This is a genomic window from Kitasatospora sp. NPDC022785, assembly GCF_055561295.1.
On the sequence record NZ_JBVHHB010000028.1, the window covers coordinates 68,900 to 94,343 of the forward strand.

General features: G+C 68.4%; 19 protein-coding genes, 1 tRNA gene and 5 pseudogenes. 11 read left to right on the top strand and 14 right to left on the bottom strand.

The genetic code is table 11. The annotated features are described in order from the left end of the window. Positions 1 to 234: 234 nt before the first annotated feature. Entirely contained in the window at positions 235 to 1,683 is a 1,449-nt protein-coding gene (locus tag ACZ3YO_RS32675) for a hypothetical protein (RefSeq protein WP_465576639.1), read from the top strand. Between the two features lie 371 nt (positions 1,684 to 2,054). Here ACZ3YO_RS32675 and ACZ3YO_RS32680 read toward each other — a convergent pair whose 3' ends face one another. Next, positions 2,055 to 3,656: a restriction endonuclease gene (locus ACZ3YO_RS32680; RefSeq protein ID WP_465576642.1), complete on the bottom strand. Its 1,602-nt coding sequence runs from the start codon at positions 3,654 to 3,656 to the stop codon at positions 2,055 to 2,057. Between the two features lie 154 nt (positions 3,657 to 3,810). Between ACZ3YO_RS32680 and ACZ3YO_RS32685 the strand changes: the two are divergent. After that, positions 3,811 to 4,212, top strand: a pseudogene (locus tag ACZ3YO_RS32685) (transposase); the annotation flags it as partial. Between the two features lie 18 nt (positions 4,213 to 4,230). Here ACZ3YO_RS32685 and ACZ3YO_RS32690 read toward each other — a convergent pair. Further along, on the bottom strand, positions 4,231 to 5,433 hold the full coding sequence (locus ACZ3YO_RS32690; protein ID WP_465576645.1) for an IS110 family RNA-guided transposase: 1,203 nt from the start codon (positions 5,431 to 5,433) through the stop codon (positions 4,231 to 4,233). Positions 5,434 to 5,675: 242 nt separating this feature from the next. Between ACZ3YO_RS32690 and ACZ3YO_RS32695 the strand changes: the two are divergent. The 4 genes and pseudogenes from ACZ3YO_RS32695 to ACZ3YO_RS32710 all read left to right on the top strand — a co-directional run. Then, positions 5,676 to 6,278 (top strand): annotated as a pseudogene (locus tag ACZ3YO_RS32695) (IS5 family transposase); the annotation flags it as partial. Positions 6,279 to 6,611: 333 nt separating this feature from the next. Continuing rightward, the gene (locus tag ACZ3YO_RS32700) at positions 6,612 to 7,970 is read left to right on the top strand and encodes an AAA family ATPase (RefSeq protein ID WP_465576649.1); all 1,359 of its coding nucleotides are present in this window, start codon (positions 6,612 to 6,614) and stop codon (positions 7,968 to 7,970) included. A 167-nt stretch (positions 7,971 to 8,137) separates the two neighbouring features. Then, on the top strand, positions 8,138 to 8,710 hold the full coding sequence (locus ACZ3YO_RS32705; RefSeq protein ID WP_465576652.1) for an HNH endonuclease: 573 nt from the start codon (positions 8,138 to 8,140) through the stop codon (positions 8,708 to 8,710). Positions 8,711 to 8,916: 206 nt separating this feature from the next. Continuing rightward, the gene (locus ACZ3YO_RS32710; protein ID WP_465576654.1) at positions 8,917 to 9,909 is read left to right on the top strand and encodes a hypothetical protein; all 993 of its coding nucleotides are present in this window, start codon (positions 8,917 to 8,919) and stop codon (positions 9,907 to 9,909) included. A 570-nt stretch (positions 9,910 to 10,479) separates the two neighbouring features. On the opposite strand, the pseudogene ACZ3YO_RS32715 reads toward ACZ3YO_RS32710, so the two are convergent. The 4 genes and pseudogenes from ACZ3YO_RS32715 to ACZ3YO_RS32730 all read right to left on the bottom strand — a co-directional run. Next, a pseudogene (locus ACZ3YO_RS32715) lies at positions 10,480 to 10,635 on the bottom strand (5-methyltetrahydropteroyltriglutamate--homocysteine methyltransferase); the annotation flags it as partial. Positions 10,636 to 10,715: 80 nt separating this feature from the next. Then, positions 10,716 to 11,753, bottom strand: coding sequence for a UvrD-helicase domain-containing protein (locus ACZ3YO_RS32720; RefSeq protein ID WP_465576657.1), 1,038 nt, complete (start codon positions 11,751 to 11,753; stop codon positions 10,716 to 10,718). Further along, a complete protein-coding gene (locus ACZ3YO_RS32725) occupies positions 11,737 to 12,876 on the bottom strand; it encodes an ATP-dependent nuclease (protein ID WP_465576778.1) in 1,140 nt (379 codons plus the stop codon). Before ACZ3YO_RS32725 ends, ACZ3YO_RS32720 begins: the two co-directional genes overlap by 17 nt. Before the next feature lie 247 nt (positions 12,877 to 13,123). Further along, positions 13,124 to 13,399: an AAA family ATPase gene (locus ACZ3YO_RS32730; RefSeq protein ID WP_465576659.1), complete on the bottom strand. Its 276-nt coding sequence runs from the start codon at positions 13,397 to 13,399 to the stop codon at positions 13,124 to 13,126. Positions 13,400 to 14,004: 605 nt separating this feature from the next. Here ACZ3YO_RS32730 and ACZ3YO_RS32735 point away from each other — a divergent pair. Both ACZ3YO_RS32735 and ACZ3YO_RS32740 read left to right on the top strand, forming a co-directional pair. Beyond that, positions 14,005 to 14,532 carry a hypothetical protein gene (locus ACZ3YO_RS32735; protein ID WP_465576661.1) on the top strand — a complete coding sequence of 176 codons (528 nt, stop codon included), beginning with the start codon at positions 14,005 to 14,007 and terminating at the stop codon, positions 14,530 to 14,532. A gap of 246 nt (positions 14,533 to 14,778) precedes the next feature. Further along, positions 14,779 to 15,966 carry a hypothetical protein gene (locus tag ACZ3YO_RS32740; RefSeq protein WP_465576663.1) on the top strand — a complete coding sequence of 396 codons (1,188 nt, stop codon included), beginning with the start codon at positions 14,779 to 14,781 and terminating at the stop codon, positions 15,964 to 15,966. A gap of 178 nt (positions 15,967 to 16,144) precedes the next feature. Here ACZ3YO_RS32740 and ACZ3YO_RS32745 read toward each other — a convergent pair whose 3' ends face one another. The 4 genes from ACZ3YO_RS32745 to ACZ3YO_RS32760 form a co-directional block, all read right to left on the bottom strand. Continuing rightward, entirely contained in the window at positions 16,145 to 16,441 is a 297-nt protein-coding gene (locus ACZ3YO_RS32745) for a hypothetical protein (RefSeq protein WP_465576665.1), read from the bottom strand. Positions 16,442 to 16,547: 106 nt separating this feature from the next. Continuing rightward, the gene (locus ACZ3YO_RS32750; protein ID WP_465576669.1) at positions 16,548 to 17,573 is read right to left on the bottom strand and encodes a tyrosine-type recombinase/integrase; all 1,026 of its coding nucleotides are present in this window, start codon (positions 17,571 to 17,573) and stop codon (positions 16,548 to 16,550) included. 938 nt (positions 17,574 to 18,511) lie between these two features. Further along, positions 18,512 to 18,982 carry a tyrosine-type recombinase/integrase gene (locus ACZ3YO_RS32755; RefSeq protein ID WP_465576781.1) on the bottom strand — a complete coding sequence of 157 codons (471 nt, stop codon included), beginning with the start codon at positions 18,980 to 18,982 and terminating at the stop codon, positions 18,512 to 18,514. A gap of 527 nt (positions 18,983 to 19,509) precedes the next feature. Then, complete coding sequence (locus ACZ3YO_RS32760; protein WP_465576672.1) at positions 19,510 to 19,800, bottom strand: hypothetical protein; 291 nt, start codon at positions 19,798 to 19,800, stop codon at positions 19,510 to 19,512. A gap of 706 nt (positions 19,801 to 20,506) precedes the next feature. On the opposite strand from ACZ3YO_RS32760, the gene ACZ3YO_RS32765 reads away from it, so the two are divergent. Further along, on the top strand, positions 20,507 to 22,120 hold the full coding sequence (locus ACZ3YO_RS32765) for a peptide chain release factor 3 (protein WP_465576674.1): 1,614 nt from the start codon (positions 20,507 to 20,509) through the stop codon (positions 22,118 to 22,120). A gap of 113 nt (positions 22,121 to 22,233) precedes the next feature. Here the strand turns inward: ACZ3YO_RS32765 and ACZ3YO_RS32770 are convergent, their stop codons facing one another. The 3 genes and pseudogenes from ACZ3YO_RS32770 to ACZ3YO_RS32780 all read right to left on the bottom strand — a co-directional run. Continuing rightward, a complete protein-coding gene (locus ACZ3YO_RS32770) occupies positions 22,234 to 22,413 on the bottom strand; it encodes a hypothetical protein (RefSeq protein WP_465576677.1) in 180 nt (59 codons plus the stop codon). A 230-nt stretch (positions 22,414 to 22,643) separates the two neighbouring features. After that, positions 22,644 to 22,717: transfer RNA gene (locus ACZ3YO_RS32775), tRNA-Met, on the bottom strand. 480 nt (positions 22,718 to 23,197) lie between these two features. Then, positions 23,198 to 23,653: pseudogene (locus ACZ3YO_RS32780) on the bottom strand (transposase); the annotation flags it as partial. 289 nt (positions 23,654 to 23,942) lie between these two features. Between ACZ3YO_RS32780 and ACZ3YO_RS32785 the strand changes: the two are divergent. Together ACZ3YO_RS32785 and ACZ3YO_RS32790 are read left to right on the top strand one after the other, a co-directional pair. Then, positions 23,943 to 24,179 (top strand): annotated as a pseudogene (locus tag ACZ3YO_RS32785) (transposase); the annotation flags it as partial. Between the two features lie 107 nt (positions 24,180 to 24,286). Continuing rightward, positions 24,287 to 24,709, top strand: a complete 423-nt coding sequence (locus tag ACZ3YO_RS32790) for a helix-turn-helix domain-containing protein (protein WP_465576680.1) — start codon at positions 24,287 to 24,289, stop codon at positions 24,707 to 24,709. Between the two features lie 131 nt (positions 24,710 to 24,840). On the opposite strand, the gene ACZ3YO_RS32795 is transcribed toward ACZ3YO_RS32790, so the two are convergent. Next, positions 24,841 to 25,443, bottom strand: coding sequence for a ClpP family protease (locus tag ACZ3YO_RS32795; RefSeq protein ID WP_465547032.1), 603 nt, complete (start codon positions 25,441 to 25,443; stop codon positions 24,841 to 24,843). Between the last annotated feature and the right edge of the window lies 1 nt (position 25,444).

Consider the following 25,444-nt stretch of genomic DNA (forward strand, 5'->3'; position numbering starts at 1 on the left):
GCCTGTCTACGGTCCAATAGTCAGGACCGATCCGGCTTTCGCAGCGGACACGAGTGCTGCCGTCGGGTACGGTGATCGGCAGAGCCGGGTCCGGGCCGCCGACAGCATCGGCGGAGCCAGCCGCGGGCCGATACCTTCACCACAGTCCGGAGACGCGTCAGCAGCGCGTCCACCAGCGGAACTCCACACCTGTGCGGCACCACGTGCCCACCCCCTTCCTACGGAGTCCTCCGCATGCCAGAGCACCAACTCGATGCCGTGCCCCGCGACTTCTTCTGCGAGCACACGGCCAGCAAGAGCCGCGTCCTGGCTCTCGTCGGCCACCAGGACGGACCGGACTCGCTCCAGGCCGTCCTCACCTGCCGCGAGCCCGAACTCGCCCAGAGCACGGCCGAACTGCTCCGCACTCTGCGTTCGGGCTCCGGCGCGCCGCTGGAGAAACGTGTCGAGGACCTCTGCGCACGACTCCCTGACGCGCCGGCGGCCTCCTTCCGGCAGGCGGTGGCCCACACGCGCGCCGGAACCTGGCCGGCCGCCGCGGGATCACTCTTCAACTGGCCTGAACACCCGGACGGCCTCGGTGGCAGGAGGCCTGTCGACGACCAGGAAACGCGCCTGGACAACACTGAGGGAGAAGAGACCGACGGCCGGGCCGTCCGGACGCCCCACGACGCCCGGCTGCGCGACCTCGCCGGCCCGGTCGTCCGCCTCGCCGTGCTTCGGGAATTCCACGTCCACGACCGGACGGCCCTGCTGGACGCCGCCACCGACCAGGGCTGGAGCCCGTTGCCGGCCGAGGAACTCGACGAGGACGACCCGCACGACGTGGTCGGCGCGGTGATGTGGCTCGCCGACTCCGGAGCCGAGATCGAGGGAGCCGACAGCCTCCTCGACCTCGGCAAGGCGCACCGGCTGCGGTCGGCCGAGGGCCACGAAGTGGCCCAGTGGAGCCCGGAGCCCATCGTGGAGGACTTCGGCAAGGGCTGGCTGCACCGGGCCGAGGCCCAATCCGACGACAGCGACCGGTCCGAGGAACGCGTGGACTTTGCCGCGCTGTTCGCGGCGGAGCCGCTCCACTGCGATGACCCGCAGTGCGAGGACGAGGGCCGCCTGTGGCAGCTGACCCCCCGCACCGCGGACCTGCTCCACACCGCGCTCACGGTCCTCGCCGATGAGGCGTACGACGACGCCGCGGAACTCGGCGACAACCGCCTGGTGGAAGGCGACCATGAGGGCAACTGGGGCGTGTTCGCGCGGATGCCGAAGCTGACGTTCGCCGCGGACCTCCAATGGCGCCGCCGCTTCGCCCGCGCCGCCGACGACCTCGCCGACGACCTCGAACACGGCCGGTGGCCACAGCCGACCTGCACCGCCGAAGAACTCGCCCTCCACTTCGCCCTCGACGACGCCCGCGACCTGCAGGACGAACTCGGTGAAACGGACGATCCCGACCACACCGCGCTGCCGGTCCACCGCGACGACTACGACTTCGACGCCTGCACGGACATGTTCTTCCAGGACACCGACGTCCTCATGCTCTACAACGCCCGCTTCGACGGGATCGAGGACCCGGACGGCGAAACCAACCAGCAGATCGGCATGGGCGACCTGCGCGCGGCGGCCTGGTTCAACCCGTTCGGGAACGTGAAGACCCGCGACCCGCACCGCGGCTTTCGCCGCTGAATGATCCCTGCGTCGCACAGGGTGGTGGGGCCAGGCCCGAGGGGCGGTTTCCAGCGGTCGTTGCAACACACGGCCGGCGTGATGTGCGATGGCCCCTGCCTGCGCATCCACGCATGCAGGGGCCATGCAACCGCTGGTTCTGCGGCGAGAGCCGCGATCAGGGCAGCATCCATGCTAGCGGTGTCGACAGAGAGGTCACTCTCAAGGAAGTGGCCTTCGGCGCCTGCACCGGAGCCGACGCTGCGTACCGCCGCACCTACGACGGGCGCTCTCCGAGTATCATCAAATACATCCTCACCCGGCCGCGCGCGAGTCAACCCTCAAACTCCCGCCCCGCCGAGCGCTCGCCCGGAGTGGAGCGAACAGCGCCTCTAGGTTCGACGTTTGGGGGGAACTGGGCCGGGGATGACGTCGAGATTCAGGTGCTCTTTGAAGAGGTGGACCAGGTTGGCTCCGTCGAGGAGCTCGAGTCGGCCGTGGTCCTGGGCGAATGCCTGGCTGGCTCTGCCGAACCAGGAGGTGGTGACCAGGATGCCCTTCGCCGCCCGCTTGTGCTCGACGACGCCGGCCAGGGCCGAGACGGTCTCGAAGGGCACCACGTTGCGGCTGCGCTTGGCCTGGATGACACACAGCCCCTTCATCACCGGGTCGGTGTTCATCACGACCGCGTCCACCCCCTCGTCCTTGGAAGGCTGCGTGTTCCACCCTTCCATGCCGATGGCTTCAAAGAGCTGACGGACCAAGTGCTCGAACTCGAGGGGCGAAAGGTCGATCAGCACCGGTCGGCTGTCAAGGCCGGCAACCACGTCCATGCTGTCCATCAGCCTGAACTTCGACAGGTCAAACGTCACCAGCGGGCGCACCGGTTCCAACTCGTAGGGGTTCGGGGAGATGAGAGCCCGAAGCCGCTGGAGACACAACCGGGGTTCCACCTGGGTCAGAACGAGGGCCTCGAACTCCTCCCTGCTCGCCTGCAGGGTGATCAGGCACGGATGGACACCGCGTCCCGTGGCACGGTCAATGGTGTCGACGTGGCAGTTGAGGGCGATGGACCGGATGACCCGGTCCGGGTCGGAGACGAATACGTCGTGCAGAGTGCGAAGCGCGCTCTGGGCGAGCACCGACGCGTACAGCTCCTTTCGCTCCTTCTCGGACCGCGGCACAGGAACGATCTCGTCCCGCGTCTTCACGTACTTGAAGGAACGGGCTGCCGGCACCACGTCCTCCAGCGGCAGGTCCAACTGCACAAGGAGATCACCGGTGTCGGCCTGGTAGGACACCTGGTGCTGCTTTGGGAAGCCGAGAGGATAGACAGATGCGGCCAGCACCTGGTCGACGAACCATTCCACGGCCTCGACGTCGCCGGCCCTGTACGCCGCTTCCCGCTCTGCTAGCGCGGCGTTGAACGCGTGGACCCGCTCGGCAGCCTCTCGGACCTTCGAGTTGTGCGCAGCCCGGCGCTCCGCGAGCTTGGCCACCCGCTTCCTTTCTTTTCGGGCGTGCTCGCCGAGCGCTTCGTCGAAGCGCCGCCGGGCTTCCTCGACCGCAGCCTCGTAACGCGGGCTGGCGAATCCCAGCGAGGCCAGCAGGCCACGGCGAGCGGGTGGCTCGAATTCCTCCCACCGTGGTGCTGGCGCTGCACGGTCAAACTTACCGGCCACGAACGCAGCAGGCGTGAACTGCTGGCGAAGCGCGCTGAACGACAACGGAGCCGCGTGTTGGACCGACCGGGCGAGAAGCGTCCGCAGCTTCTCGGCATCGTCCTCCGCCATGCTCGTGAGGTCCACCGCCTCCTGGGCCCGCGCCACCGCGTAGGCGGCACGCTGCTCCCGCTCAGCTTGCTTGGCGCGGGCCTCTGCGGCCTTGCGTTCACGCTCTGCCTGCTGCTGAAGCCTGCGCTGCTCGGCTTCGGCCCGCCGTGCCTGCGCCCCGTAGTCCGGCTGCCGCTTCGGACGCGCCGCCCCTCCCGCCACTGGCCCTCCTCGTGCCCACGCATCTTGTGCCGCTACCACCTTGCCCTAACCGACCCGCCACCATCAGGCAAAGTCGACTAGGGCGCGTATCTGGTTGTGATCAATCTGCGGGTTTTGCCCTCGTGGTCGCGCCTGATCCGCTAGATCATGTTGCGTGACGCGAGTGCAACTGACTGACACCGAGTGGGAGTTCATCGGGCCGTACCTGCCGATCGGTGAGTACGGTCCGTACCCCGAGCGGCTGCGCCGGCAGTTCGAGGGTGTGATCTGGCGGTTTTGGACGGGCAGCCAGTGGAGGGAGATGCCTCGGGAGTTCGGCGCCTGGTCGACGGTCCACAACCGTTTCCGGCAGTGGAGGGACGCCGGGGTGTTCGAGGCCCTGCTGGAGGGCGCTATCGCGGAGGCCGCGAAGCAGGGTGAGGTGGACTTGTCGCTGGTCAGCGTGGATTCCACCACCGTCCGGGCCCACCATGACGCCGCCGGGATGCACCTCGACCCCGACACGCTTGCCGACCTGGAGAAGGCCGCCGAGGAGGCGGAGAGGGCCCGGCAAAAGGTGCCCCTATGGTTTTCGTCAAGCGGCGGTGGCGGCCGGGGGTTCGTAGAAGGTGCCGTCTCGGAGCATGGCGAAGAGAACGTCGATGCGCCGGCGGGCGAGGCAGACGAGGGCGGCGACGTGGTGCTTTCCCTGTTGTCGCTTCTTGTCGTAGTAGGCGCGTGACTCGGACTGGGACAACGACGCGAACGCGGCGAGGTAGAAGGCTCGTTTGAGCTGCTTGTTGCCTCGGCGGGAGGGGTGCTCGCCGCAGATAGAGGAGCCGGAGCTCCTGGTCACCGGTGCCAGACCGGCGTAGGCGGCCAGGTGTCCGGCGGTGGGGAAGGTGCTGGCGTCGCCGACGTCGATGAGGATGCGGGCTCCGGTCCTGACCCCGATGCCGGGCATGGAGGTCAGGACCTGGGAAAGAGGGTGGGCCTCCAGCAGTTCCTCGATGCGGGCGGCGAGGAGCTTGCGCTGGTCGAGCACGGAGCTGAGTGAGCCGGCGAGGCTGGGGATGATCAGCGAGGCCGCCTCGGTGCCGGGCACGACGACGCTCTGCTCGTCGAGGGCGTCGAAGATGTCCTCGACCAGGCGTTCGGCCAGTCGGGGGGCCTTGGGTCGCAGCCGGGTCACCAGTCGACGCCGTCCTGCTTTCCTCAACTGGGCTGGGGATCCGTGCCGTTCGAGCAGTATCAGGACGGCAGGATGGTCCAGTCTGGGGCCAAGCACCCGCTCCAGCGAGGGGTGGATCTGGGTGAGTAGGCCGCGCAGCCGGTTCTTGATCCTGGTGGACTCGGCGGCCAGGTCGTCATCGAAGCCGACGATCATCTCCAGCTCGGCGACGGTCGCGTCGGAGGGTGCCAGGTCGCGCAGCGTGTGCGGCATCGTTCGCGCGGCGTCCGCGATGATCGCCGCGTCCCGTGCGTCGGTCTTGGCCTCGCCGGGGTAGAGGTCGGCGATCCTTCGCATCGTCAGGCCGGGCAGGTAGGCGACGCGGCAACCCGTGTCGCGGGCGACGGCCAGGGGCAGTGCGCCGATCGAGGCGGGCTGGTCGACCACCACCAGCACGGTGCCGTGCTTGGCCTTCAGCTTGCTGAACACCTCACGCAGCTTCGGCTCGGTGTTGGGCAGCCGCTTGTCGAAGACCCGCTTGCCAGCTGGGGTCAGGGCGGTGGCATGATGCTCGCCCTTGCCCACGTCCAGGCCCAGGTAGACGTCGATGTCACCCGTGTCGATCACGCGTACTCTCCACAGTGGTCGTGCCCTCCCCGGCCTTACCTACGGCATCAGCGTGCCGGCATCCACGTTACGAAGAGCCTGCCTCACCCATGAACGGGATCGGCGCTCGTGCCCCTAATCAGCGGTCTGCCAATGCCTCCGGTACCCGGTGACAGCACCTTTTCGATCATGATTGACTGGGGTAACAAGTCATGCCGGGCCCGGAGGCCGGGAGCCCCGTTGCGGGGCCGTGAAAAAGGTAACGGGGCGGCACGAAGGAACAAGACGGGCAGGACACTGCAGACGACCCAGAACGGGACGAGCGGCGACGGGTCCGACGCAGACGCAAGCTCCGCCTGAAGGCGGCACTGCTCGGACGGTCCAGAGGCGGGCAGACCAGCAAGGTTCACATCGCCGGTGAGCGCACGTGTCGCCCGCTGGCGATCGTCCTGACCGAGGGGCAGGCCGCCGACAGTCCGCAGTTCATCCCCGTGCTGGCGAAGGTCCGGGTCCGCGGGCCTGTCGGCCGCCCCCGCACCCGGCCCGACGCGGTCGCCGGCGACAAGGCCTACTCGTCCCGCGGCAACCGTGCTCACCTGCGCAAACGCGGCATCAAGGCCGTCATCCCGGAGAAGCGGGACCAGGCCGCCAACCGGAAGAAGAAGGGCAGCAGGGGCGGCCGGCCCGTCGATCACGACGCCGAGCTCTACAAGGAGCGGAACACCGTCGAGTGCCTGATCAACAGGCTGAAGGCCTGGCGGGGCATCGCCACCCGGTTCGACAAGAAGCCCGAGAGCTACCGCGCCGGCCTCCACCTCCGCGCCTCGATGATCTGGATCAAGGACCTCACCAAGACCACCCATTGATCACGACCAAATACGCTCCCTAAACGGCGATCCAACGGCTGGTCGTCCGGATACCGGCGGATCCGCTGGCATTCCTCACAGTCGACGGACTCTGTAGGGGTGAGTCGAAGTGTCCGAACGGGATCCGCAGCTGGGCAGGAGGTCGGGCATCCCGATCCTCGGGGGCTTGATCCAGAGGATCGCTTGCGAAGCCGGTCAATGTCCCACCGGACCATAGCGGCGTACCACCAGGGGCAGGAGGGAGGCCCTCCGTCGACGCAGGGCACGGATAGAGTCGACGCAGCGGCCCACGACCGGGACGTGCGATGGAGGAGAAGGGCTGGAGGACGGGGCATGTACCTCAAGAACGTGCGGGTGCGGAACGTCCGCGGCTTCCGCGGCGCCCGTGAGGTGGACCTCGACCTGACCCGGCCCGACGGCTCCTACGCCGGATGGACGGTGCTGGCCGGCCGCAACGGCTCCGGCAAGTCCACCCTGCTGCGCGCCGTCGCCCTGGCTGTCAGCGGCCCGAGCGCTGCACGCGGGCTGGTGACCGGCTTCGACTCGTGGATCAGCGACGAGCGCGAGCGGGCCGTCGCGGAGGTCTGCCTCCAGCCGGATACGGCGGAGGACAGGTTCACCACGGGACGGCCTCCGGCCGGGGTGTTCTGGGCGGGCCTGCAGTGGACCGCGCCGGAATCCGCGACCGCGTCCGGTCGCCATGCCCAGCCGGCCCTGAGCCCAATGGCCTACAGGAAGGCACCGACCGCTGCCCAGCGCGGGCCGTGGGCGGACAACCCGGTGGGCTGGTTCTGTGCGGGCTACGGGCCGTTTCGTCGGCTCGTCGGTGGGTCGGGGGAGGTCCAGCGACGAATGGCCGGGTCGGGTGCCGTGGCCCGGCTGACCAGTCTCTTCCACGAGGACGCCTCGCTGGCCGAGGGCGTCAGCTGGCTGATCGAGCAGCACCTGCGATCCCTGGAGAACCGGCCGGGGGCGGCCGAGCTGAAGCGCACCGCTCTGGAGATCCTCGGCGACGACCTGCTGCCCGACGACTACACCATCGGGGACGTGGACTCCGACGGCCTGTGGGTCGCGCACGGCGGCCGGTCCTTCGCTCTGCGGGAGATGAGTGACGGCTACCGGACCGTGGCCGCGCTGGTGGTCGACATCCTCAAGCAGCTTCACGACACCTACGGAAACCTTCACATCGACTACGACGACGGTCACCCCGTCGTGATCGTCCCCGGTGTCGTGATCATCGACGAGATTGACGCGCACCTGCACGTGTCCTGGCAGAAGCGCATCGGCGGGTGGCTCAAGCAGCACTTCCCGCTCGTGCAGTTCCTGGTCACCACCCACAGCCCCTACATCTGCCAGGCCGCCGACCCCGCCGGGCTGATCCGCCTGCCCGGCCCCGACGTCGACGAAGCCCCCGAGGTTGTAGGGACTGACCTGTACGACCGGGTGGTTTTCGGCAGCGGCGACGACGCGGTGCTGTCCGAGCTCTTCGGCCTCGACACTCCGTATTCGCAGCGCGCGGACGAGGCCCGGGCACTCCTGGTCGCGCTGGAGATGAAGATCGTGGCCGGCGAGGCCGGCGAGGAGGAGCGGGAGCGCTACCGGCAGCTGAAGCGGACCCTGACCAGCTCGCCCGCCGCCCGGGTCGACGAGGTCGCCGCCCGCCTGCACTCCCTGACCGGGCACGTCGCGTGATCCGAATCCAGCGGCTTCCCCTGCCGGAGCCGCCGCGCTCCCGCATGGCCGAGTGCACCTGCGACATCGTGCTCGCCGAGAAACCCGCGGCGCGGGCGCGAGGGCTCTGGAAGCATTCGACCGTCCGACGCCACGTACACGGGCCGCTCAAGGACCTTCTCGCGGACATGGCGGCCGGACGAGAGCGGTGCATGTACTGCGGGGACAACCAGGGCACGGACATCGACCACTTCGATCCCATCGACCGGCACCCGATACGCGCCTTCGACTGGACCAACCACGTCCTCGCCTGCTCACTGTGCAACAGCCACCTAAAGAAGGCCGTCTTCCCGCTCGGCCCCGACGGCAAGCCGCTGCTCATCGACCCCACGGCCGAGGACCCGACACCGCACCTGCGCCTGGTCCTGGCGGTCGGCCAGTACCACCCGCTCACCCCCAGGGGCCAGGCCACCATCGACCTGTTCGACCTCAACCGTGGCCTGCTGGCCAAGGGCCGGGTCAACGCCTACCACGTCACCAAGGCCTGCGTCGCCCAGTGGGCCGACGCCACCGCCAAGGGCGACCACGAAGACGCCGCCCACTGGGCCGCGGTCGTCAATGAACAACCCATAGCCGACGTCGTCCAGGCCATGCTGCACCAGGCCCTCGACCCCGCTGCCGAGATCGTGTTCGACGACGACCCCCAACTCCTCACCCACCTCCGCGAAACCACGCTCCGAACGGCGCTGCTCATCCGGTAGGGCACTGCTGGCGGAGACCCCATCCGCCCTCCGCCGCCCGAAGGGAGGCGGGAAAACCCGGATGCACCTGCCGACGCACATCAATGGCAGCACGAACCCGACGTCGAGGAACCAGCAGTGCGCGCGTACGCCCCTGGCACGCGCCCCGAACGAGCGGCTTAAGGTACGGCATCTGCTTTGCGGGACTCGAGAGTTGGGGGAATGCCATGGAGGGAAACGAGCCGAAGAACGTGCGCGAGGTGCTTGAGCAGCTCGCGCAGCCGTCGAACGTCGCGGTCCACTCCAGCGACAAACTGCTGGGCGAGGTCGAAACCGTCGCCGCGAAGGACGACGAGGATCGGGAGCAGAATCAACTCGACGCGCTGCGCCGCAAGCCGGGCCTGCGACCCGTGCCATCCAGGGAAATCGGCAGCGTCCAGCTGACACCGTGGGACGTGCTGCACACCCTCGGACGCGCGACCGCACTCGCGCGACGCGGTGCCGGGCGGGGGCTCGCGGAGCACTGGGGCTGCCTCAAGTACAGCCAGGCGCTAGAGGGAGCGCTTGGAACCTTCATGGCCCTGTCGGCCGAGGGCCGTGACACGGCGGACTACTACAAGGCGCTGCAATCGGACGAACTCGGCGTCGGATTCGCGCTGGCCGTGGCCAAGCACGTCCTGGCCAGGCGCTATCCGGACCACAGCGTGTCCATCGTGCCCGCGGACGCCGCCCTGCGGGCGGGCTTCGCCGTGACCGGCCGGGACAAAGGGGTCTCCGCCGGCTACCGCTACCGTCCCCAGTACTTGGCGGAGGTGTGGAAGCCCGGCCGGCCTTCGCGGGTCTTCCCGATCGCCTGCAAGGGCAACCACAGCGGCGCCTCCGCCTCCCACACCCAACTCGCCTCGGCCGCGGTCCACGCCGACGCCGTACACATCGGCGGATGGATGGACACCCCGGCCCTGATCTTCAGCACCGAACTCCCCGTCGACGGGCCGATGACCGTCCACCTGCTGCACGCGCGCGGCAACGGCGGCACACCCACCCGGCCGGCGAAGCCCGAGACCTGGACAAGGAACTCGACCAGGACAACATCTTCCCCGGAATCCTGCCGCCCGCACAGGACGGCGAGAACCCCGAATCCGTTCCGGGCTTCCACATCCAGGCCAACCACTTCGCCTGGTTCCAGCACGCCCTCGCCCGCACCGGAGCGGCGGGCCTGACAGCCTTCGCCGGCGACGCGGCGGCCACCGTCCCGTACCTCACCGGCCGACAGGGCCGCAAACGGTACGAGGGCATCTCGCACGCCGCGATCGGCAGCGTCCAGGACGCGGACCACGAACTCCTCGGCATCCCGTTCGTTGGCACCGACCACGTCCTGCGCCTCAACCGCACCCGGGTCGAGGCCTTCTCGGGCGTCGCGGAAGACCTCTTCGAACACCTCGCAGGGCGCCGCCTCACCCAGTACCGCGACGAGGCCCACGCCCGCCGCGCCTCGTGGCCTACCGCCACCTGGGACGACGACTGGGACGGCCCCGTCTCCATCCACCCGGACGGATCCGTCCTCGCCCTGCGCGTGCTCCCGGAACGAGACTGCTGGCGGTGCAGCCGACCTGCCTGAACCGAACCCCTGCTTTCGGAACCGCGCGGGCCTGTCGTGGCAGAGGCCCGCGCGGCGGCTGGTGCGGCTCCCAGGCCCGATACTGTTTGTAGGCGTGTTAACTTCTCGGATCATGAAGGCGGAACCGGGCTGATGGTCGCCGTCCTGATCGCGACATCATCTTCCTGGAGGCCCGCTCGGCCGGAATCGCGGCCAGCCCGGTGCACAGCAGGAGACGACCTCGTCGGTGTCCGGGACGCGCGGGGAGTGGATGTCCCAGACACCGGGGCCGACGTTGCGCGGGTAGCCGGGCGGCGGCGAGTTCGCCGGCCACCTCCATGTCGGAGCGGGTGAGGCGCGCTCGAAGGTGCAGGGGCGGCATGTGCGGAGTCCCAGGGCGCGACAATGCCCGTTGCCTGGCCCCACAGGTCAGGGCACCACGAAGGCGACACTGTGTTTCGCCCGGGTGACCGCCACGTACAGCTTCTCGCGGCTGCCGGCGTCGGCGGGGTTGCGGGTCCGCAAGTATTTGATCATTGGTTTGGTGGGGAAGAGCAGGACGCGTTCGAAGGTGCTGCCCTTCGACAGCCCGATGTTCACCGCGGCCAGCCCGAGTGTGTCGGCGCGCTTGTCGTAGCGCAGCACCGTCGGTGAGTACCGGTGGGCGTACTCGTTCACTTCGTGGGGCTTGATCTCGAAGATCCCGTCGTGGTCGGTTGTCTCGGTGTTCTTCGAGACCGTCGGTTCGAGCTCGGGGAACAGACCGTCGGCGAAGTCGCAGATCTGCTGGTTGCAGCGGTAGCTCTCGGAGCGTGACTCCAGGGTGCAGTAGTCGGCTCGTTTCCTCAGCCAGTCGACTATGCCGCCGCCCTTGTACGCCTGGTTCTTGGCCGAGTTGTTGGTCGCGTAGGTGAACTGGCGGGGGTCGCCCACCAGGGTGACGCCGATCGAGGACCGGAACAGCAGGTCCAGTAGTTCGAGGTCGTGGCCGACAAGGTCTTGGACCTCGTCGATGTAGATGTGGTCGAACATGGCCGCGAGGCGTGCGATGACTTTGCCGCGGGTGGCGGTGTTCGCTCGGACGCCGAAGTCCGAGAGGCCGTCACGGAACATGTCGTGGTGGCGGTCCATGTAGAACTGCCGCGGTTTGGCCCGCGGCACGTACCGAGGGCGTGCCGCCACGAAGTCCAGTCCGCGAATTAGTCCCACTTCGTCGAGGACGGCTGCCTGGTAGGGCCGGGCGCATTCGTTGAGCAGGAAGGTGAACCAGCCCATCGCGGTGACGTGGACGGGCAGAGTCCCTGCCGCAGTGTTGAGCCGCTCGGTGATCTGGCCCAGGTTCTCGGTGGTGAACGTCGTCACCAGGACGCGTTTCGTTCGGTCTGCCAGGACGCTGTCCACGATCTGCTGGGTCTTGCGCGATCCGGCGGCCGCGATCACCGCGAGGTTGTCAGGCGACGGCGTCACGGATGTACTCCGGCATGGTGATGGTGTCGCCGTCGAAGACGGCCAGGGCCACCGTCGTCTTGTTGTTCTTCATGTAGTCCAGCAGGTCCTGCGAACTGCTGAAGACCTTCCCGAGCACCCGGTTCAGCAGGACGAGGTTGTTGGCCTTGAGGAGCTGTGGTTCCAACGTCTTGAAAGCCTCGTCCTCGCCGACACAGACCTTGATGTTCGGTTTGCTCGTGTATGCGGCGTAATTCCCTCGCACGACGGCTGCATCCTTGCCGTCGTTGTCGGTCACCACCGCCACCTGGTTCCGGGACAGGAGCGCGGCGATGTCCAGGAACCGCGTGAACGACAGACCGCGGATGTTGATGACGTCGACGCCGCCCTCGCTCGGCAGGCGGCCGTGCCGGTCCAGGTAGGCGCGCTGCACCACCAATTCGTCGGAGGGCCCCTCCACCAGGATCGACCGGCGGGCGAGGACCACACGCAGGGTGTCGTAGCCGGAGAGCTTCCTGAAGTAGTCCCGCGTGTCGGGGGGCAGTTGGTCGAGCCGGAACCCGCCGTCGGCCGTCAGCAGGACCAGTTTGTCCAGGCCGAGCTTGTTCAGGACGAACGAGCTGTGTGTCGTGATGAAGACCTGCTTGCCGGCGCACTTGTCGCCGATCTTCTTCACCAGCCTGCCGAGGTTCGGGAAGGACAGGTGGTTCTCCGGCTCCTCGACGAGCAGGACGTGGGCCTCGGCGACCTGCTTGTTGAGTGCGAGCAGGATCTTCAGCGTGCTCTGCTCGCCCTTGCCCACGTACTGGAACGGCAATTCGGGTGCGGGACCAGGCTGTTCTCCCAACTGGCCCTGTGCGACAGGTCGATGCCGAGGGTCAGCTCCCGATCGCTGACCTCCCGCGGAGCGCCCCGCAGTTCCTCGTTGATCTTGCGGATCGCGTCGTCGTTGGCGAACTCCTGCTGCAGGTTGCGGTACGCCCGAGTGAGCCCGACCCGTTGCCCGGCCTCCAGATTCTGGCTGATGATGCGGTTGAGGTAGTAGTCGACGCCGCTCTGGAGCTGGATGTTCGACGCGTCGATCAAGGAAGCAGTGGCCGGCACGCTGCGGAAGGTAATGCCGTTCCCCGAGAACCCCAGCCAGTCAACCCGGTAGTACTCGGTGGGAACCAGCTGCACCTGGCTGGGGTACTTGATGAACTCCTCGTACTCCGGGGCGAAGTCGGGATTCAGGTATGCCCGGATGCGGACCCCGCAACTGTCGGCCTTGCGCAGGTTGTTCATGCCTCGGAGCGTCGCGGACTCGGCCGTGTCGGCGAGGAAGAGGTCGATGATGATCTCCGGTGGCCGGGCGTCAACGGCACCGCTCCGGAGGGCGTGAAGATAGTCCTTCACCGCCCCCTGGTGGAACAGGAAGGGCGACAGCTCCTGCGAGAAGACCGGCCTCGGAGCCGGCCGGTCAGAGCAAGCCCGATGGCCTCCAGGATCGTTGACTTACCGGTGTCGTTGTCACCCACGAGGATGTTCATCGTAGGATCGAACTCGAGCTCGAAGCTGCGAAACGCCCGGAAGTTGCGAATCGAGATACCGGTAAGCAAGCAGGCACCCCTCGCCCTTGATTGACGCAGACATGCTCGAAACTCGTGCAGATCTGCAGAATTGTCCAAGCATGCCGCACCGTCAATCTGCTCGTATGAGTTTCATCCGGAATTTCTTATCGCTTTTTTGTTCGAGTAACTTATTGGTGCCCCTGTTGACACCAGCGCATGGCGACTACCCGTTGGCACAGCCTCGTACAGAGGTGGTCCCGCAAGACCGGATCGGGCAGAACGTAGATCCGTCCATGAGTCTCATCCCGGTCGGCCCGCAGCGGCTGCTCACGATCCCGACGAGATTGAGGAGCAGCAGGAGATCGAAGGCGGTCGCCGCTCTACGGCCTACCGAGCCCGTCGATCTCGAGGCGACGAGGAGCAGGAGCCGGACGACGCGCGACGCTGGATTGGCTTCAATTCGGAGCGAGCGTGCCGGGGTACCACGGACGCGCTCCGTTGTGGTGCGGTTCGCCCGGAACACGCGCTCGCGGGGCCGATGTCCGTGCTCCCGGATATGCTCACCGGCCGAGACTGATAGGGGAGTTACGTGCGCGACTCTGTGCTGACTGCTGACGTTCCGCTTGGCCCGTTCGACGGCCATCCCTGTCTTCGCGGCGAAGGGCAGAGCCTCCAAGCTGCACGCACACCTGCGATGCCCCCGACTCCGCGCGGACGGAGCGGTGGCCTCCGAGGCGCCGCTGAACGCCGCGACGATCGCCCGTCTGTGCTCCGCCTGCGCACATCACGGGGACTGGGACCGTCCGGACAGCGGTGCCGGCCTGTTCCTGCGCGCGCTCGGCGGCCACCAGGGGCTGCTCTCCCAGCTGCAGGAGTACACGGAGGCGGATCCGGACGATGAGGTGACGCAGAAGGAAGCAGAAGGCGCCGCGGAGGTTCTGCGCGCCGATCCGGTTCCCGAGGAGGACGAGACCTATGGCGAGGGCAGGGATGCCCGCGACGACGCGGAGCGCCTCCGGGATCTGGTGCTGTCCAGGTGGCGTGACGCTGTGGACAGCCTTCACCTCGCCGAGAGTGTTGTCGCGAAGTTCCCCTGGCTTACCGACTGGGCGCGGCCGAAGGTGGCACTGAAGGAGGAGTACCTCCAGACGCTGCGCGAACGAGCGGGACTGTTCGTCGATGCGGCCGCACTGGTGGAAGCCGCGGCGGCCGCGAGCCTGGAGATGCCGGAACTCCCCACGGATGAGTAGGCGTTCAGCGCCATCGGCGGCCGCAAGGAGATCGCCGGCCGGCTGCGGTCGATGTGGTCCCGCTGGCAGGGGACAGCGGCGGACGCATGGGGACTGCCGGGTGACCACCTGGTCACGTATCACGCCATCGGGGGAATCAATTCACGGCGCAAGGGGTACGGCGAAGCCTGCCGTGCGGCAGACCGGCTGCTGGCTTCCTGGGAGGAGGAAGCACGCCGGGTCGCCCATATCTCGAACCCGGGTGTGATGGTGGCGCTGACCGCACACCTGCAGGAACCCCGGGATGAGGACCCCTACTCGCAGCAGCGAGAGCGGACGCTGCGGGGCGGCCTCGACAACTGGACGATCGGCGTCCTGCTCACCTTCCTGACCAGTGCCGACTGGGGCCGGCGCAGGCTCACTTTCCGCGCACCCCAGCTGGTCGTCGACCAACTCCTGGCCCGCACCGCGCTCGTGCGGTGCGAGCCCGAGCCTCCCGACGCCCCGACGGTTGCCGACGAAGCGAGTGCACTGGGGCCGGGGGTGTTCGACGACAGCCCGGTGCACCAGCGCCGCCCCCTCACCGCGGAGCACCTGCGGCTGCTCAGCACCGCGCCCCGCGCCGAGGACCAGCTGTACACCGTGTTCTCCACCGACGCCGGAACGGAGGTCCTGCCCTTCAAGGAACTCGAGCGGCGTGCGGCCCGTGGCTGGCAAGGCGTCCTCGTCGCCAGCTCCGCCGACCTGCCCGCGGCACTGATCGAGCCCTGGTCCGAGGCGATCGGCCATCCTCCCCAGGAGCCCTCCGCCATGTGGCGGGAACGGATGCGCGAGGCCGACGACCCGCTGTTCGGTGAGCGGCTGGGCCTGGCCGTCGGCGCCGAGCACGCCGCCTGGCTGGTCTTCGGCGACAAACCCTGGGCGCGGGAGTTCAACCTGAGGCTGCTCGCGGTGGCCCGCGGCGTGCCCGACCTGCGCAGTCTGGACTCCGGGTACGACCGAGCTGGGCGTGCGCGCAGCCTTCCCAGCGCGGTGTGGCACGGACTCCTCGCCCACAGCCAGGACTTGGACCTTGAACCGTTCGAAGCACCCGACGACAGCACCTGGAAGCGCAGCGGTAGCGGCATCCCGCTGGGCCTCCTCGCGCAGGCCGAGGTCTACGCGGTAAACGCCGACCCCCGCTACCAGGGCAAGGGGCACTCGCCGTTCTGCTCCCATGTCCGCGAACGCGGTGTCGCTACAGACGACGACCTGCTCACCATCGCCGACCTGCTCGGTGACACGAAGTTCGACTGGTGCAGCAAATGCGGCGGCTACGCGATCCGCCGCCTGACGGACACCAGCTCGCTCACTACCGTGCCGCCCACCGGCTCCACGACATCGCGCAGCAGTTGGACCCCGGCTGGGGCGGGTACGATCCGGGCCGCCTCGGCCAGCTGGTGGAGCAGCTCCTGAAGCTCGAGAAATGGGATCCCGCCGCTGACGACCGCTCCTTCAGCGAGGACTCTCGTCGGTGGCGTCAGCGCGTCCAGGAGCTGCTGCTCCGAGCCCGGTCCGCCCAAGCTGGCTAGCCCTGCAACCGCCCTCGACCTACTGCTGCCCCAAAGCACCCTGACGATGCTGGCCTGCGTGCCTACGCCTGGAGTTCGGCGAGTTCGGCTGCGATTTTGTCGACCTCGGTGGCGAAGATACGGAGATCTGACGCGAACTTCCGAACCCGGTCGGCATCGCGCATGTAGCTGCTGCTCATGCCGGTGTCGCCGAGATCGATCCAGACGCACGGACCGCCGTCCTCGGGGGCGGCGAGGATACCGGCCTTGAGAGCTGCGTGCTCGATGTCACCGCCGGGACAGTCGCCCTGCGGCAGAAGGACGGTGGGTTCCTCCGTGTTGGCGCGCGCGGTCCCAGATGCGGCGGCGGTCGACGTCATGCTGTCTCCAGTGCTCGAGGGTGGCTCGGAAGGACGAGGCAGGGGCCACCAGCTGATACCCGCTGCCTTTCTTGGGGGGATCGATGACGGGCAAGGCTGTGATCGTCTACGCGGCGAACCGCAGTGCGCGGGTGTGGCCGTCAACGACGTGGTGGGCGTCGGCTTGGTCGAGTGCGGTGGAGAGTGCCTTGACGGCTTCGTCGGCGGAGTCCTTGAAGAGGTGGCCGTAGAGGTTGATGGTGGTGGCCAGGGTGGCGTGGCGCAGGGTCTTGGAGACGATGGCGATGGGGATGCCTTTGGCGATCACGATGCTGGCCGCGGTGTGGCGCAGGTCGTGGAGGCCGATCTTGGGCAGTCCGAGTTCGGCGGTGCGTTTGCGGAGCTGGTCGAGGACCCACTGCGGTCGCAGGGGCGATCCGTCCGAGTTGGCGAAGACGAGGCCCTCCAGCCGGCCCTCCAGGTGGGTGTTCATCTGGAGGTCGGCCTGGTGATGGAGGGCTGCCGTGACTCTGGGGGAGAGGCTGATCCAGGCGCGGCTGGCCTCGGTCTTCGGCTGGTTGAAGTGGAGGGCGCCGTTGTCCACGGCGGACAGGGTCCAGCGGACGAACAGCTTGCGGTCCATGAGGTGGACGTCCGACCAGTGCAGCGCCAGGACCTCACCGCGGCGCATGCCGGTGCCGAGCAGGACCTCGAACAGGTCGGCCAGCTGGTCGGCGTACTGCTCCGCGTTGTGCCGCAGAAACGCCGCGGCCTCCTTCGGGGTCCAGCACATGCGCTCGTCCGCGCGGGGCTTGGTCGGCACGCAGTGCTCGGCCGGGTTGAACTTCAGCCGCCACGACCGCACCGCGTGGTTCAGCGCGTTGCGCAGCGTCGAGACCACCCGGTACAGCGTGACCCGGCCCCGGCCGGCCTTGCGCTGTTCGGCCACCCAGTCCTCGATCTGCCTCGGCCGCAGGTCCAGCAGCCGGCAACGCCCGAACGCCGGGACCAGGTCCCGCTCCACGTAGGCCTTGTACCCGACGTAGGTGTTCGCGGTGAGCTCCTCCTTCCTCGCCGCCAGCCACTCCCGCAGATACTCCGCCACCGTGGTACGGCGCTCCTCGTATGCCCCGCTGAGCTCGCCCTCCAACACCGCCGCCAGCTCCTGCGCGGCCTCGGCCTCGGAAGCGAACCCACCTCGCCGCCGGGTACGCCGCCGGCCGGCCTCCGGCGCCAGGTCAACGCAGTACGTCCACGACCCGTGCCCGCCTCCTCCAGTAACCGCACACACCACGCACCCAACTGCCGCCCGCCCTCGTCCCGGCACCCACACCGCCGGTACACCCTGCCCCGCTGCGTACGCTGTCCCATGAGCTTCCCCTTCTCCCGGACTGCCTGGTGGTTCTGAGGCAAGAGTGGCTGCTGTGTCGGGTGTGGCGGCAGAGCGCATCGTGCGGTGCGTGAAGCACGTCAGAACCAGACGGCGACGACACGCGCCAGGCGACACACCGCCCGGAGGATCACGATCCGTAGCCAGTGGGTAAGCGACCGTGATCCGCCCGAGGCACTCCACCTGGCCAGGGGCGACCCGTGGAGGGTTGCGGCGGTCAGCGGGAGGCTCCTGCTGGCGGGTCGACAGCTTGCTGTTACTCGCGGTGACCAAGGTCGGTCTGGGGGTCTGGGGACCACTTGGGGACCAGCTTGGGGCCGTACCTGGTGAGCGCCCATGAGCGCCCGTGGGCGCTTACGGACATCTATGTACGAACTTGAATCCGACTGGGCATCGATCGGGTTCGACCTCGGTCGACGGTGGACTTTCATGATGAGCGTCAACTCCCCGTGTGTTCGGCATGGTTGAGCAACAAGAAAGCCGAGGTATGGAGGCCTCGGCTGCCGACAATAGTTGAACCCCTTGACTTTGGGGGTCAAGGGGTCGCAGGTTCAAATCCTGTCGTCCCGACCGGCGTTTTCGCAGGTCGGAGGCCGTTTCCACCGAGAGGTGGAAGCGGCCTTGATGTGTTTTCAGGGCCTTGTGAGTGCATTGTGAGGGCGGGATCTCGCCGAGTCGATCAAGGTGAGTGCTTGGTCGTGTCAACTCGCCTTTGGGGGCTGGCCCTTGACCGTAGCGGCTTGGTTGTGGTGTTGGCCGGTGTGAGCGGCGGGTGTGTGTGGGCGTGGCAGCTTCATGGAGTCGGCCGAGGTGAGGGCTTGGTCGATGGTGTCGACGGCGTCGCGGGCGGCCTGGGTGGTGAGGTGGCCGTAGATGTTCGCGGTGGTGGACAGGGTGGCGTGCCGCAGGGTCTTGGAGACGACGGTGAGGGGGACGCCAGCTGTGATGGAGATGGTGGCGGCGAGGTGGCGCAGGTCGTGGATGGCGGTGCGGGGGACGTCGAATTGCCGGCAGAGGTCGTGGAAGTGGTTGAGGACGTACTGAGGGTGCAGGGGGCGTCCGTCGGGGCGGTGGAAGACGAAACCGCCGTGGTCTGCGCATGAGGGCGAGGGGCCCTTGTCGACTGAGCGGTGGCGCAGGGCGGTGGCGACCCGTGGGGAGACGGCGCCCAGGTCTTGCTGCTACGGGCCTTGGGGTCGGTGAGGACGACGCGGTTGTTGTCGACCGCGGACAGCGTGTACTGGATGTAGAGGACGCGTTCGGGCAGGTGGACGTCATCCCAGTGCAGTCCGAGGGCTTCGCCCTTGCGGATGCCGGTGCCGATGAGGACCTCGACGAGGTCGGCGAAGGCCGGGTCGGTGGCGCGGCAGTGGTGCAGGAAGCGGATCGCGTCCTGCACGGTCCAGATATGGCGTTCGGCCGCGGCGGGGCGGGGGATGACGGTGGGTCGGGCCGGGTTGTAGGAGAGGCGGCGCTGCCGGACGGCGTCGCCGAGGGCGCTGGACAGGGTGGCGAGGCAGCGGTGGACGGTCACCTTGCCTCGGCCAGCGTCGAGCTGGGCGTGGGTGAAGGCGGCGATGTGGGAGTGTCCGAGGTCGTCGAGCCTGACCTGGCCGAGGGCGGGGATCAGGTCGTTGGTGACGTAGTCGCGGTAGCGGGCGAAGGTGGTGGGCTTGAGTGCGAGCTTCTTGTCCTTGAGTCAGGCTGTGAGGTACTCGGCGACGGACTGGTTGGGGTCGGCGGTGAAGCCGGCGGTCTCGCCCTCGATCATCCGGCGGAGGGCGGTTCGGGCGGCTTCGGCGGTGGGGTAGCCGCCGCGGCGGACGTTGTTGCGTCCGGGGCCGGGGGAGGGGAGGTCGAGGGGGAAGGTCCAGGTGCCGTGATCGGGGTCGGCGGCGAGCTCGGGGCAGCTGGCTCCGAGCTGATTTCCCTGCTGGTCGCGGCAGCCGCACCGGCGGTAGACGTGCCCGGCGTGGGCTGCGGAGCGCATGGTGATCACTTCCTGCGGGTCGTACGAACAGCCACGCTCATGGTCTCCCGGCAGGCGCCAGCAGCCGGTGAACCCCCGCACTCACTCCGTACTCACAAACGGGCTGAATGGTGCCCTGACCTGCGGCGATCCCTTGTCGCGGCGACAAGTGGTCGTGGACTCGCCGGCGCTGCTCGGTGTCGCAGGGCGTAGCGTCCCGATACGACCGCTGACCACGGGCTCGAGAGCAGCCGGATCATCGCGCCCTGCGGAGCCGGCTTCGCGCAGATTGCTCACCTGTCGTGAGCGAGGCCGACCAATCCGGGGGATGCCAGCCTGCGCATACCGATACGTGGGCTTGACCTGCGGCGACGACTCTCCGAGCCCCGCAGGTGGCCGGTTGCGAGAGCGAGGAGGTCGCCCGGCGCTTCATCCAGGGCACCGCCGCCAAACAGGGCTTCGATGAAGGCGAGTTGACGATCCACTCCGAGCGGGCCGGCGCAACCTGTGGCTGAGGACCCTGGACCGGCTCGGCCTCGGCTTCGACTCCTGACAGTTCGGCTGCTATCCCGGCTGGAGCCGGGGCAGCAGCCGGCAAACGGGAATTTCGGGGTCACGCCGTCCGGCAGCCTATTATCGCTTCTTGGGCCTGTGGACCTGATCCCCGGCTCACCAGGTACGGAGAGGCGTCACCCGGCCTGCTGCCGACGCGTACCCGAGGAAACCCGTGAGCACCGAACAGTCCGTCCCCGTCCCGCAGGTCCTTCATGAGGCCGGCCGCCGACGGACCTTCGCCGTGATCAGCCATCCGGACGCGGGCAAGTCCACGCTCACCGAGGCGCTGGCGCTGCACGCGCGGGCGATCACTTCTGCCGGTGCGGTGCACGCCAAGGGTGACCGACGCGGCGTGACCAGCGACTGGATGGAGTTGGAACGCGAGCGCGGTATCTCGGTGACCTCGGCCGCATTGCAGTTCGGCTATCGCGACCACGTGATGAACCTGGTCGACACCCCCGGCCACGCCGACTTCTCCGAGGATACCTACCGGGTGCTGGCCGCCGTCGACTGCGCGATCATGCTGGTCGACGCGGCCAAGGGCCTGGAGGAGCAGACCCGCAAGCTTTTCGCGGTCTGCCGCCATCGCGGCGTCCCCGTGATCACCTTCATCAACAAGTGGGACCGGCGCGGCCGGGATGCACTCACCCTGCTCGAGGACATCGAGACGCACCTCGGGATCACCCCCGTCCCGGTCGTCTGGCCGGTCGGCAACGCCGGCAACCTGCGCGGCCTGGTCGAAGCGGGGAACACCGAGCAGATGCTGCGCTACACCAAGGTGCCGGCCGGCACGCACGCAGCCCTCGAGGAGCAGCTCACCTCCGAGAAGGCCGCCGAGCAGGAGGGTGAAGCCTGGACGACCGCGCTGGAGGAACTGGAGCTGGTGCTCTCCTCCGGCCCTGGCTACGACCAGGAGGCCTTCGAGGCCGGCAAGATCAGCCCGGTCTTCTTCGGCGCCGCGCTGACCAACATCGGTGTGAAGCCCCTGCTGGACGCCGTGGTCGACCTCGCTCCGGCTCCCGGGCCCCGCCCGCTGGCCAAGGGCGGCAGCCGCGAGGTCGGCGAGGAGTTCTCCGGTCTGGTGTTCAAGATCCAGGCGAACATGGACCCGGCCCATCGCGACCGGATCGCCTTCGTCCGAGTCTGCTCCGGTGTCTTCGAGCGCGGCATGCAGGTCACCTGCGCGGCCAGCGGCCGCTCCTTCGCAACCAAGTACGCACACACCGTCTTCGGGGCCGAGCGCACCGTGGTCGACACCGCGTACCCCGGCGACGTGGTCGGCCTGATCAACGCGAGCGCGCTGCGGGTCGGCGACACCCTCTACACCGGCAAGAAGGCCGAATTTCCCCCGCTGCCCGCCTTCGCCCCCGAGTACTTCGCGGTGGCACGGCCCAAGGACATCAGCCGTTCTAAGCAGTTCCGCAAGGGCGTCGCCCAACTCGATGAGGAAGGCGTGATCCAGGTGCTGGTCTCCGACCGGCGTGGCGACCAGTCGCCGGTCATGGCTGCGGTCGGCCCGATGCAGTTCGACGTGATCCTGCACCGGATGGAGCACGAGTTCTCTTCCCCGATCACCCTCGACCAGCTCTCCTACCGCTTGGCCCGGATCACCGACGCCGACGGCGCCGCAGCCCTGGCCAAAGCCCGCCTGACCAACGGCGAGGTGCTCACCCGCCGCTCGGACAACGTTCTGCTGGCCTTGTTCGCCGACAAGTGGCACCTGAACGCCTTCCAGCGCACCCAGCCCGACATCCTGCTAAAGCCGCTGATCGCCACGGCGGACTGATCACCGACCTCTCGGCGCGGCTTGGCGCGGCGGACGGCGCCTGATGCGGCCCCTGCCGGGGGTCTTCCGGCGCGCGCCGCCCCTGTGGCTGCCGATGAGTTAGTCCGTGCAGGTCATGCGGCATGTCGGTACGCGTGGAGGGTGCCGCCGAGACGGTCGCGTCCGCGGACGTCCAGCCGGGCGATCCGCCCGGGATCGGCGATCGGGACGGGCCGTGGTGTCAGTGACGTGTCCTGGTGGAGTGCGTGATGTGGGCGGTGGGTGTTGTAGTGGTCCTCGAACTCCCGCAGCATGCAGGAGATGGCGCTGGTTCCAGATCAGCGTCCCGTCGAGGAGTTCGCGTCGGCATGTGAGTGCCCAGCGTTCCATTTAACGGGGACATTACGGGCAAAATGCCAGGATGATCACACGGCCCGCTCACCGCTGACGAATTGAGGTCGACACCGTCGCCGACTGCTGACCGAACCAAAACGAAGGCCGGGCCCGACGCACACAGTGCGACGGGCCCGGCCTTGTTGCGTAGTAGCGGGGACAGGATTTGAACCTGCGACCTCTGGGTTATGAGCCCAGCGAGCTACCGAGCTGCTCCACCCCGCGTCGGTGACACCGACTCTACGGCACAGCCGACACAGAACGAAATCTCATTTCCGCCGCCGCCGAGAAAACGCCTGCAGCAGGTGGCTGCGGCGGCCCAGGAATCCATGGAACATCACCTGCCGGATAGCTGGTCACCGGCGGACAGGCCGTACGCAATCGCCGCCTCGGAGACGAATTGGCTCCGGGCGACCGTCGCCCTGATCGTCCACCGCATGCATGGCGACGACGTTCAGGTCGGGCGGTTCGTTTCCCGAAAGGGGCCGCACGCTGTCATCGCGTCCCACCCCCAGGCATCCGGTTCGTTCCAGGCCCGGCCTGTGCTGTCAGGGCGGCCCGGTGCATTGCATTCCCATGATGATGCTGCCCGTTCGACCGATCGCCACGACCAGGCCGTTGACGCCGGAAACGGCATCGTCGCCAGCCGGTGCCTCGGCGGTTCCGGCCGGGCACGGCCCAGTGTCGTGGGTGTAACTGATCGTTTCAGAATGACTTTCGAAGGCGCTGGAGGCAGATGATGCTGCAGGTAAGGTCGAGTAGTCCCTGGTGGAGATCGGCGCGTCGCTCGTAACGGGTGCGCAGGCGATTGAACCGGTGGAGCCAGGCGGAGGCGCGCTCTACGACCCAGCGCACCTTGCCGAGTCCGGAAGCGTGAGCGACGCCCCGTCGGGCGATCATCGGCTTGACGCCGCGCTTCCATAGCAGGCGGAGCGCCCGGACGTGCGAGCCGTCCACCGCGCAGTCGTCCAGGTCCAACAGGTCCGGGTGGCGCAGTTCGGTCAGCAGCGTGGCGTGCAGGCGGGGCCAGACGCCGGCCTCGGTCCAGTCCCGCAGCCGGCGCCAGGCCGTGACTCCGGAGCAGCCCACGGCCTGCGCGGGGACATCGCGCCATGCGACACCGGTCCGGAGCACGTAGACGATGCCGGCCAGGGCGCACCGCAGCCTGCTTGCTGTCGGACAGCACCTGATGCTCCCCGACCCGCCGCCCGCGCGGACACCAGATCAGCGCCTCACGCCCGCCGTTCAGCCACTTCGCCCACCAGCCGTCCACCGCCTTCAGCGAGACCTTGAACACCACTGCGACGTCCTCACGGTCCGGCCCTCCGCCAGCGCGGCCACCGCCCGCAGCCGCAACGCTTCCTGTGCCGAAGGTGACAAGCGCCCTGCGTCCCGCACCAGTTCACTCACGTGGGGCTCAACGACCGAGAACCCCTACCATTGAGGATCAATAAAGACCGCACCCAACAGTCTGCCCTTCGCCGCGCTCCTGGAGGGGAACCTCGCCTCGGAGAGTCCGGACTTGTTGCGGGCGATGGTGAAGACGTTCGCCGAGTCGATGATGTCCGCAAACCTTGACCGCGCCTGCGGCGGCGAGTACGGCCGCCCGAGCACGGACCGGATCAACTCCCGCAACAGATACCGCAATCGTGACTGGGACACCCGAGTCGGCACGATCGACCTGGCCGCCTCCGGTCGCGGTGCCGCTCGCGACGACTGAAGCCGGCCCGCGGCTTCTCCCAGGGCAGAACGTCGCTCCCTTCCCCCGGGGCCCCGGATCCTTAGGCTGAAGGGGTGAGTACTCATGCGCCGAACGAAGCCCGCGTCATCCCCCTGCGCCCGCAGGCCTCGTCGCCCGGTTCCGGTGGGGCGAACCGCGCCCCGCTGCGGCCGGCGGGGGCCCCACGGACGCCTGCGCCGAGGGAACCCCTGTGGCGCGACCTCGTCGGCGATGTGCTGCGGCGCGAGCGGCTCGCCCAGGAGCGGACGCTGAAGGACGTCGCGGAGGCGGCCCGGATCTCGGTGCCGTACCTGTCGGAGCTGGAGCGCGGGCGCAAGGAGGCCTCCTCCGAGGTGCTCGCGGCCGCCGCCCGGGCCCTCGGGCTCGGCCTCGCCGACCTGCTCTCGCTCGCCCAGGAGGGGCTGGCCCCGAGCCGGGCAGGCCGGGGCCGCACCTCGCCCACGGCGCAGTACAACGGCCTCTGCCTCGCCGCCTGATCGGACCTGACCTGACCGGCAACCGGATCGGACCGGCAACCGGATCGGACCGGCAACCGGATCGGACCGACGGCCGGTACGGCGGGGCTCACCGCCGCCGTACCGGTCACGTCCGCGCGGGGTCAGCGGGGTCAGACGAACGCGAGCCGCCGGCTCAGCACCTCGTCGGCGATCCCGTAGGCGACCGCGTCCTCGGCGGTGAGCACCTTGTCCCGGTCCATGTCCGCGCGCAGCGTCGCCACCTCCTGGTGCGTGTGCCGGGACAGGATCTCCTCCACCTCCGAGCGGATCCGGACCATCTCCTTGGCCGCGAGGCTGAGGTCGGAGACCGTCCCCTGCCGCCCGCCGCTGGCCGGCTGGCCGAGCAGCACCCGCGCGTGCCGGAGCACGAAGCGTCGCCCGGGATCGCCGCCGGCCAGCAGCACCGCGGCCGTCGACGCCGCCTGACCGACGCAGAACGTGGAGATCGGCGCCTGCACGAACGTCATCGTGTCGTAGATGGCCATCAGCGAAGTGAACGATCCACCGGGCGAGTTGAGGTAGATCGAGATCTCGCGCTCCGGGTTCTCCGACTCCAGGTGCAGGAGTTGCGCGATGACCACGTTGGCGACCCCGTCGTCGATCTCGGTGCCGAGGAAGATGATCCGCTCGTTCAGCAGCCGGCTGAAGACGTCGTAGGACCGTTCGCCCTGCGCGGTCCGCTCGATGACGTAGGGAACCGTGTACGACCCCATG

What these genes read in the sequence shown, in the direction of transcription:
- ACZ3YO_RS32740 (WP_465576663.1), top strand. Translation starts at nt 14,779, where the DNA reads ATGGTGGCGCTGACCGCACACCTGCAGGAACCCCGGGATGAGGACCCC.
- ACZ3YO_RS32745 (WP_465576665.1), bottom strand. Translation starts at nt 16,441, where the DNA reads ATGACGTCGACCGCCGCCGCATCTGGGACCGCGCGCGCCAACACGGAG.
- ACZ3YO_RS32795 (WP_465547032.1), bottom strand. Translation starts at nt 25,443, where the DNA reads ATGGGGTCGTACACGGTTCCCTACGTCATCGAGCGGACCGCGCAGGGC.
- ACZ3YO_RS32705 (WP_465576652.1), top strand. Translation starts at nt 8,138, where the DNA reads ATGGCGGCCGGACGAGAGCGGTGCATGTACTGCGGGGACAACCAGGGC.
- ACZ3YO_RS32675 (WP_465576639.1), top strand. Translation starts at nt 235, where the DNA reads ATGCCAGAGCACCAACTCGATGCCGTGCCCCGCGACTTCTTCTGCGAG.
- ACZ3YO_RS32700 (WP_465576649.1), top strand. Translation starts at nt 6,612, where the DNA reads ATGTACCTCAAGAACGTGCGGGTGCGGAACGTCCGCGGCTTCCGCGGC.
- ACZ3YO_RS32710 (WP_465576654.1), top strand. Translation starts at nt 8,917, where the DNA reads ATGGAGGGAAACGAGCCGAAGAACGTGCGCGAGGTGCTTGAGCAGCTC.
- ACZ3YO_RS32770 (WP_465576677.1), bottom strand. Translation starts at nt 22,413, where the DNA reads ATGCTGCGGGAGTTCGAGGACCACTACAACACCCACCGCCCACATCAC.
- ACZ3YO_RS32760 (WP_465576672.1), bottom strand. Translation starts at nt 19,800, where the DNA reads ATGCGCTCCGCAGCCCACGCCGGGCACGTCTACCGCCGGTGCGGCTGC.